At 54.8% G+C, this 7667-nt stretch carries 7 protein-coding genes; 3 read left to right on the top strand and 4 right to left on the bottom strand.

Annotated features, from left to right (window positions below):
* Nucleotides 1–59: 59 nt before the first annotated feature.
* The 3 genes from WFM49_RS09435 to WFM49_RS09445 are packed head-to-tail and all read right to left on the bottom strand — an operon-like array spanning nucleotide 60 to nucleotide 1989.
* Nucleotides 60–326, bottom strand: a complete 267-nt coding sequence (locus WFM49_RS09435; protein ID WP_203144973.1) for a YkgJ family cysteine cluster protein — start codon at nucleotides 324–326, stop codon at nucleotides 60–62.
* Complete coding sequence (locus tag WFM49_RS09440) at nucleotides 323–1087, bottom strand: YdcF family protein (RefSeq protein ID WP_009461680.1); 765 nt, start codon at nucleotides 1085–1087, stop codon at nucleotides 323–325. The genes WFM49_RS09435 and WFM49_RS09440 overlap by 4 nt, the downstream gene beginning before the upstream one ends.
* On the bottom strand, nucleotides 1084–1989 hold the full coding sequence (locus WFM49_RS09445; RefSeq protein WP_035270695.1) for a glycosyltransferase family 9 protein: 906 nt from the start codon (nucleotides 1987–1989) through the stop codon (nucleotides 1084–1086). The genes WFM49_RS09440 and WFM49_RS09445 overlap by 4 nt, the downstream gene beginning before the upstream one ends.
* Nucleotides 1990–2136: 147 nt before the next feature.
* Here WFM49_RS09445 and msbA point away from each other — a divergent pair, with 147 nt between their 5' ends.
* The 3 genes from msbA (at nucleotide 2137) to WFM49_RS09460 (ending at nucleotide 5084) form a co-directional block, all read left to right on the top strand.
* Nucleotides 2137–3930 (top strand): lipid A export permease/ATP-binding protein MsbA, encoded by a 1794-nt coding sequence (msbA, locus tag WFM49_RS09450; RefSeq protein WP_009461684.1) that lies wholly within the window; start codon nucleotides 2137–2139, stop codon nucleotides 3928–3930.
* Nucleotides 3931–3960: 30 nt separating this feature from the next.
* Nucleotides 3961–4419, top strand: coding sequence for a hypothetical protein (locus tag WFM49_RS09455; RefSeq protein ID WP_009461686.1), 459 nt, complete (start codon nucleotides 3961–3963; stop codon nucleotides 4417–4419).
* 134 nt (nucleotides 4420–4553) lie between these two features.
* Nucleotides 4554–5084 (top strand): AAA family ATPase, encoded by a 531-nt coding sequence (locus tag WFM49_RS09460; RefSeq protein ID WP_250756921.1) that lies wholly within the window; start codon nucleotides 4554–4556, stop codon nucleotides 5082–5084.
* A gap of 175 nt (nucleotides 5085–5259) precedes the next feature.
* On the opposite strand, the gene rng is transcribed toward WFM49_RS09460, so the two are convergent.
* The gene (gene rng / locus WFM49_RS09465) at nucleotides 5260–6723 is read right to left on the bottom strand and encodes a ribonuclease G (protein WP_009461688.1); all 1464 of its coding nucleotides are present in this window, start codon (nucleotides 6721–6723) and stop codon (nucleotides 5260–5262) included.
* Nucleotides 6724–7667: the final 944 nt, after the last annotated feature.

A 7667-nucleotide genomic window follows, 5' to 3' on the forward strand; every position in this document is an offset into this window, starting at 1 on the left:
GCAGGCCAAGCCTGTAGTAAAAAGCGTTCTGAGTGTATTTCAGAACGCTTTTTTTATGCTTAGTTGTTGAGGGACGGAGCAGTGAGTGTTTCCAGCTCCGTCAGCCAGATCAAGGCATCTTCCCGCTTTTCCCCACACATTTCCGGCGAGGCTTGCAAGCCCGAGCAACAGGCAGGGCGTTCGGGTTGGCCAAAAATCCGACAACGTAGCTGTTCGTCCAGCTGAACGCAAGGCACACCCGCAGGCTTGCCGTGGGGCATGCCGGGGATAGGACTGGAGATAGAGGGGGCGATACAGCAGGCCCCACATTCAGAACGGCAAATCATGCCCAGCCTCGGGACCAGTACACCAGAATCCCGACATATTCCTTGATGATGGAGCGGCTGGATTGCAGGGCCATCAGATTGGGTTTCCACATGGAAAACTCGGGGCTGTTCGGAACCGTTAGCTGTGGGGCGGCACCAGCCGCAATGACATCGACCCCTTGCTTGCGGAAAATTGCCATGGCGCGCGGCATGTGCAGGGCAGAGGTTACCAACAAGACTTTCTTGGCCTGCTTTTCTTGCAGTAGCTGGGCGGTGTATGCACCATTTTGCTGGGTGGTCAGGCTTTCGTTTTCCATCAGTGTGGCCGAGGCGGGCACATCCAGATTAGTCAGGGTGTTGGCCATGACCTTGGCTTCACTGATGCCGCCGTCCAGCGCGGCTCCCGACAAGACAATGTAAGGTGCACGGCCCGCTTTATACAGATCGGCCGCTCGTTCTACCCGCGCCGATGTTTTCTGTGCTGTTTGGGGCAAGAACCAATTGCTGCGGTTTTGAGCGGTGTGGCCGCCCAGAACCACAATGGCATCGGCTTGCGTTACCTGCTCAGCCGGCTGATAGGGATACATTTTTTCCAGATAACCGCCCGCATACAGACTGGTGGCAGGCAGGGACCAGGCGCCGGTCCAGAGCAGTCCGGCCAAGGCCAGAGCGGCGGCGGTTTTGCGCAGGCGCAAGATAAAGAGCAGCACCGCCACAAGTAGTAGGGCGGCAAACAAATTCAGCGGAATGACCAGGCTGGTCAGGATGCTCGATACATTCATGGGTGCTCCCGCTCTGACTCCAGCACTTGCACCACCTCGTCCAGCGTTGGCCATTGGCCATCGCGCCCCAGGCAAATCGCCCGTGGCGACCAGGGACCGGTGTCTTCAGGGTTGGTGACGCCACATAAGGTCAGCTGCTGGGCCTTGATGGCTGCCGCGACATGGGAGACGCCAGAGTCATTGCAAATAACCCACTGCGCCTGTTGGCAAAGCCGCGCAAACGCTCCTAAAGGCAGGGGCGGCAGGCAACGTGCGCTGGGCGCATTTTGCAGGGCAGCCTCATGCTCGTTGGGCGGGGGGCACATAATGACGGTTTTGCCTTGGGCTTGCAGATGGCGGGTCAGTTGGTCGAAATACGGCCAGACTTTGACGCGGCCTTTGTGCAGTCCCGTTGCGGTAGGGGCGATCAGAATATAGTCACCGGGGCGCAGGGCGGCTTGGCGTAGACTGTTGTCGCCTTCTTGCCGTTGCAGGGGGCTGAGCGTCAAATCCAGGGTGGCTGGGGCTTGTTCAGGCGCCGGGTTCAATTTCCACAGCGCCAAAGCCTGCTGAACAATATAGAACCAGGATTGCACCGCATGCAACTGCTTTTGCGGCTTATTTAACGGCCATCGTAATAAAAGGCTACGGCCATCGTCCCGGTAACCGCAGGCTGGCAGACCTGCCAGTTTGAAGCTGAGGGCACTGCTCAGCGAATCGGGCAGCAGCAGGCCATACGCTTGGCGATGGCCGTGCTGGCGACGATAACGGCGTATGGCCTTGGCATCCTGGTGCCAGTGGCTGCTCATGGGGATGAAGCCATGCAAGGGGTAAGCCGACAGCAGTTCGCGGGCCCAGGGACGGGCGCAAACCACGACGGGCAAACCGGTATCCAGCAGAGCCTGTAAACACGGCAGGCTCATGCATACATCGCCTAGCCAATTAGGCAATCGTAAATAAAGGGCAGAGGGATCAGACATGAACAGGACAACTAGGCAGAACCAACAAGTGCGGAGGCGCTCGACTCAGGCAATGAGCGTTAGAATAAACACAATTAGATAGTATATAGGGTGTCCTCGTTGTCCAACGCCATAGAAACCAAAATCAAGCCTGCTGGGCACGATCCTGTCAAATCCGATCTCTGGAAGCGCATTTATAGCCGTTTGCTGCCTTATTGGAAGGTGGCGGTGCTGGCGCTGATCCTGGTCAGCATCTCCTCAGCTACCCAGCCAGTGCTGGCGGTGATCATGAAGCCTTTGCTGGATGATGGCTTTACGGGTGCCAATCCGGACTATATGTGGTCCATCCCGCTGGCGGTGATCGGGCTGATGTTTGTGCGCGGCGTGACCAGTTACGGCAGTTCTTATTTGTTTGCCTGGATCGCCAACAAAATGTTGCTGACTTTACGTGGTGACATGTTCTCCCGCTTGCTGGGATTGTCCGATTCGGAGTTCAAGCAGGGGGATACTGGCCGTTTGCTGAACCGCTTCACGATTGATGCCGGCACCATGACTGGCGTGGCCACCGAGGTGGTCACCGTCGTAGTGCGTGAAACCTTGACCGTGATCGCCTTGTTGGGTGTTCTGCTTTACATGTCCTGGCAATTGACCGTGATCGTGTTTCTGGTCATGCCCGCCTCGGTCTTTGTGGCCAAACTGGTGTCGCGTCGCCTGCGCCGCATCAACCGCGATACCGTGAACATGAATGCCGAGCTGACTCGTGTGGTCAGTGAAGCTATCGATGCCCAACGTGTCATCAAGCTGTTTGATGGCTACGAGCGCGAAAACACCCGTTTCATGTATGTGAATGCGCGCCTGCGCCGCTTCGCCATGCGTGCAGCTTCTGCGGATGCCGCTCTGTCGCCTATTACACAGTTGTTTGTGTCGATTGCCGTGGCCGGAGTGATTTTTGTCGCTCTTTACCAGGCCAATACCGGCACGCTGACTATCGGTAGCTTTGCCGCTTTCATGGCTGCCCTGGGACAGATTTTTGATCCTATCAAGCGTTTGACCAATATCACCGGCACGATGCAGCGCATGCTGGTGGCGGCAGAAAGTGTCTTCAAGCTGGTTGATCAGGACCCGGAGCCCGATACCGGGACTCGAGAGTTCACGCAGCCTGTGCATGGTCATATCGAGTTCGACTCGGTGTCACATCGTTTCCCCAACGCGCATCGCGATACCTTGTCCGAGGTCAGTTTTGCGGTGCAGCCCGGCCAGACCATTGCCCTGGTTGGCCGTTCCGGTAGTGGCAAGACCACACTGGCCAATATGTTGCCGCGTTTCTTGATTCCTAGCAGTGGGCAAGTGCGGGTAGATGGCATTCCCTCCGAAGAGCTGACCTTGCGTAGCTTGCGTAGCCAGATTTCTTTGGTCAGCCAGGACGTGGTGCTGTTTGAGGCGACGATTGGCCAAAACGTGGCCTATGGTGCAGGAGCCGATGTTACGCCGGAACGTATCTGGGAAGCGCTGGAGGCAGCCAATCTGCGCGAGTTCGTGGAAGGCTTGCCACAAGGTCTGGATACGATGGTGGGCGAGAATGCCAATTCCCTGTCTGGCGGCCAGCGTCAGCGTCTGGCCATTGCCCGTGCCTTGATTAAAAATGCTCCCATTCTGATTCTGGATGAAGCCACCTCGGCTCTGGATAATGAGTCCGAGCGTCAGGTTCAGATGTCGCTGGAGACCCTGATGAAGGGCCGCAGTACCTTGGTGATTGCGCATCGTCTGTCTACCGTACAAAATGCGGATCAAATCCTGGTGCTGGACGAAGGGCGGATTATTGAGCAGGGCCGTCACGACGAATTGCTGGCCCGCAACGGTGTGTACGCCGGTTTCTACCAAATGCAGTTTCAGTTCAACGAATAAGCAGCCTGGGGCTGCACGATAAGGAACATCATGAAGAAAATCATTCTTGCGCTGGCCGGGCTGGCTGTGTTGGCAGGGTGTGCCAAGCAGGGTGCGGAACTGCGAGAACAGGATTTGCGTCGTCCCAGTTACTTCAAGACGGAGCGCCGCATCAATACGGACTTTGTGGGTATTCAGCGTGCCTTGTTCAAGCATCAGGCCGAGTGTGGCAAAGCAGCGGTTTTCAAAATGGATGAGCGTCAGGCCAGCTACGGCACTTTGCGCTACGAACTGGAACCGGGGGCGGGCTGGGATAAAAGTATCCTGATCGATCTGACCATGATGCAAAAGGGTTGGGTAGACGCAAAGGTTTACGCTTACCGCGCTGATGTGAAGCGAGAGATTCAGGAGATCTTCACTTCAATTCGTGCTCCAGGTGTGTGCAACCCGGACGATGCACCAAAAGAAGTGCTGCCCGAGGATGATTTTGTACCGGTTGCGCCGCTGTAAGTGTCCAAGCTTTGTGCTGGACAACTCGCTCAGCACATGAGGCGCCCTGATCGCAGGACAAGTCTGTCCTGCTCGTGACCCGCTTTTTCAGGCGGGTTGATTGTTTTAATCCCTCTCAATGAATAGAGATGATTATGGATCTTGCCTCTACACCCCAAGCCAGACAGATAGCCCCGACAGCAGCGATGCTCTATCTGATTTGCGGCAAGATAGCGGCGGGTAAATCCACCTTTGCTAAAAAGCTGTCCGAGCAGCCCAAGACCGTACTAATCAGCGAAGACGTTTGGCTGGCTAACGTATACCCCGGTCAAATTGCGTCTTTGGAAGATTACGCGCGCTGTTCAGCGCAGTTGCGGGCGGCCATGGCACCGCATATTGCTGCTTTGTTGCAGGCTGGGATGTCTGTAGTGCTGGATTTTCCGTCCAATACCTTGGCAACACGCGCTTGGGCGCGGGAGCTGATTGAAAAATCGGCTGTGGCTCATGAACTGCATTATCTGGATGTGGCAGATGAACTGTGCAAAGCACGTTTGCATGCCCGTAATGCCAGTGGTGAGCATCCCTTTGAGACGACCGAAGCGCAGTTTGATTTGTTCAGCTCTTACTTTGTGGCACCTCAGGAGTCAGAGGGCTTTCATATCATCCGCCATCAGATCAGCGAATAAGCCGGGGCGTGTTTTTCTGCTGCTAGTTGCCGCATGCCAGAAGATGTTTGCTGGTTTGCTTGTATCTGTGCCTGAACTTTGCGGGTGTAGGAGCGTGTCCGAGCACGCAGCAGACCTTGCCGTACAAGAGCTTATGTAGGGGATTGGCTACTCAGCCAACCCCAATGCTGACCAATTACAGCAAAATAATGTCGTACTGTTCCTGGGAGTAGTGTGGATCTACTTCCAGAGAAATAGGTTTGCCAATAAAGTCGCCCGCCACGGCCAGGTGCTGGCTTTCTTCTTCCAGAAACAGGTCCACGACCTCTTGAGCCGCCAAAATACGAAATTCTTTGGGATTGAATTGTTTGGCTTCGCGCAGGACCTCGCGCAAGATTTCATAGCAGACTGTGCGGGCCGTGCGGACGGAACCTCGCGATTGGCAGGTGGGGCAGGGCTCGCATAGTTGGTGCGCCAAAGAGTCACGCGTACGTTTGCGCGTCATTTCCACCAGACCTAATTGACTAAAGCCATTGATCGTCACGCGAGTGCGGTCTTTGGCCAGCGCTTTTTGCAGCTCCTGCAAGACAGACTCCCGGTGAGCAGGGTCGTCCATATCAATAAAGTCCAGGATGATGATGCCACCCAGATTGCGCAGACGCAGTTGGCGGGCCAGGGCAATCGCTGCTTCCAGGTTTGTTTTGAAGATCGTGTCGTCAAAGTTGCGACCTCCGACGAAACCGCCGGTATTCACATCCACCGTAGTGAGTGCTTCGGTCTGATCGATAATCAAATAGCCGCCGGACTTCAAATCTACCCGACGCGACAGGGCGCGATTGATTTCTTCATCCACATGGGCTGTATCAAACAGAGCGCGACTGCCTTTGTGGTGACTGATGCGCTCAAGCACCGAGGGCGTGTAAATCTGTGCCCACTCCTTCATCTCCTGCACGACGGTGCGTGAGTCCACGATGATGGATTGGGTGTTGGGCGTCACCATATCGCGTAAAACACGTTGCGCCAGGCTCAAGTCCGTATAAAGCACAGAGGGGGCGCCTTGCTCGCGGATACGTTCCTGAATACGTGTCCACAAAGTACGCAGATACTGCTGGTCTGCACTGATCTCTTCATCCGTCGCGCATTCGGCCTGAGTCCGTACGATGAAACCGCCTTTCTCATCCTTGGGCATAAGACGACTGACACGCTCGCGCAGCTCGATCCGGTCTGCATCCGAACCAATCCGTTGCGATACGCCAATATGAGGATCAAAAGGCAGATACACCAACATGCGGCCCGCAATACTGATTTGTGTTGATACACGAGCACCCTTGGTACCCAATGGATCCTTGATGACTTGTACTAATAGAGACTGACCTTCGTACAAGAGCTTTTCAATCGGCGTGGTCGGACTACCCTGATTACGCTCGGTGCGATTCTGGCGTAAGTCCGCGACATGGATAAACGCCGCGCGTTCCAGGCCAATATCAATAAAGGCACTTTGCATGCCGGGCAAAACCCGCGCCACTTTTCCCAGATAGACGTTCCCCACATAACCGCGTTGGATGCTGCGCTCGATATGAATTTCCTGGACAGCACCTTGCTCGACCAGGGCAACACGGGTTTCAAACGGAGTGACGTTAATCAGGATGTCTTCATGCATAGTAATTTCGCTCAGGAATATCTGTTCCGGGCTAGTGTAGGGCCAAGTCGGTGAGGCTGCTATGCCTTTATGACTATATAGAGAGTTTAGGGAGGATGAATGCTTCGCTTGTCTTTGTTGCGGAGACTGCTTGGGGATGTTTATGGTGCTAGCCGCTCTATGTAGGTCGCCACTCGAGGCCCCGGGACCGGGTGTTGGGGCGGACTACTTGCCGGCGCAATGCGCCGGTCCCCTTGTCGGAGTCACAATCGGGGCGCAGTCTGAACTCGCCCAGTGATTGGTCCCCCGGACCAATCACAAACTTTGGGCTCAAACAGCAGACTGCTTGCATCCCCGATTGTGACTCCGACTGCGGCAAGTACTCTGACTCGCCCCAACACCCGGTCCCGGGGCCCCGAGTGGCTAGCAGCCCTGCATAATGCTCGATCTTGGAGGCCATTCAACTCGCTATTTATATAGAGACACTGTTGGTTGAAGGCACAGGGCCGATGCAGTGTTCGTGTGGCAGTTCTTTTGTCCGCCAATCAATCAACTAACCAACCAACCAACCAACCAACCAACCAACCAACCAACCAACCAACCCATCGACTGGCGACTGTTTTTCGGAGGGAGTTTCTCTTCTATCTATATAGAGGAGGATAGAGGGAGGAGTTGTCAGAGAACGGGGGAGATGATTTAACGAATTTCTGTGAGAAAAATAGCTTTCAGTTCGTGTTTTGCTCTGAAGAAGCTTGAAGCCTCCTGCCTGGAGGCAAAAAGTCGAAATTAGCTAAAAATTATTTTTATAGTTATTCTTCATAGTTATCAATGAACTACATCGTTTTACGGAGTTTTCTATCCTGAAATACCAAGAAAAACCCCATGGAACGCTTGCAAAGCGGAAATTCCTCGTGCTATAGTTCTTTTCTCGCTGCAGCACACACAGGGTTTTCCCTGAAGCGCCA

This window comes from Alcaligenes sp. PF14 (assembly GCF_037150615.1).
GTDB classification, from domain to species: Bacteria; Pseudomonadota; Gammaproteobacteria; order Burkholderiales; family Burkholderiaceae_B; genus Alcaligenes; species Alcaligenes phenolicus.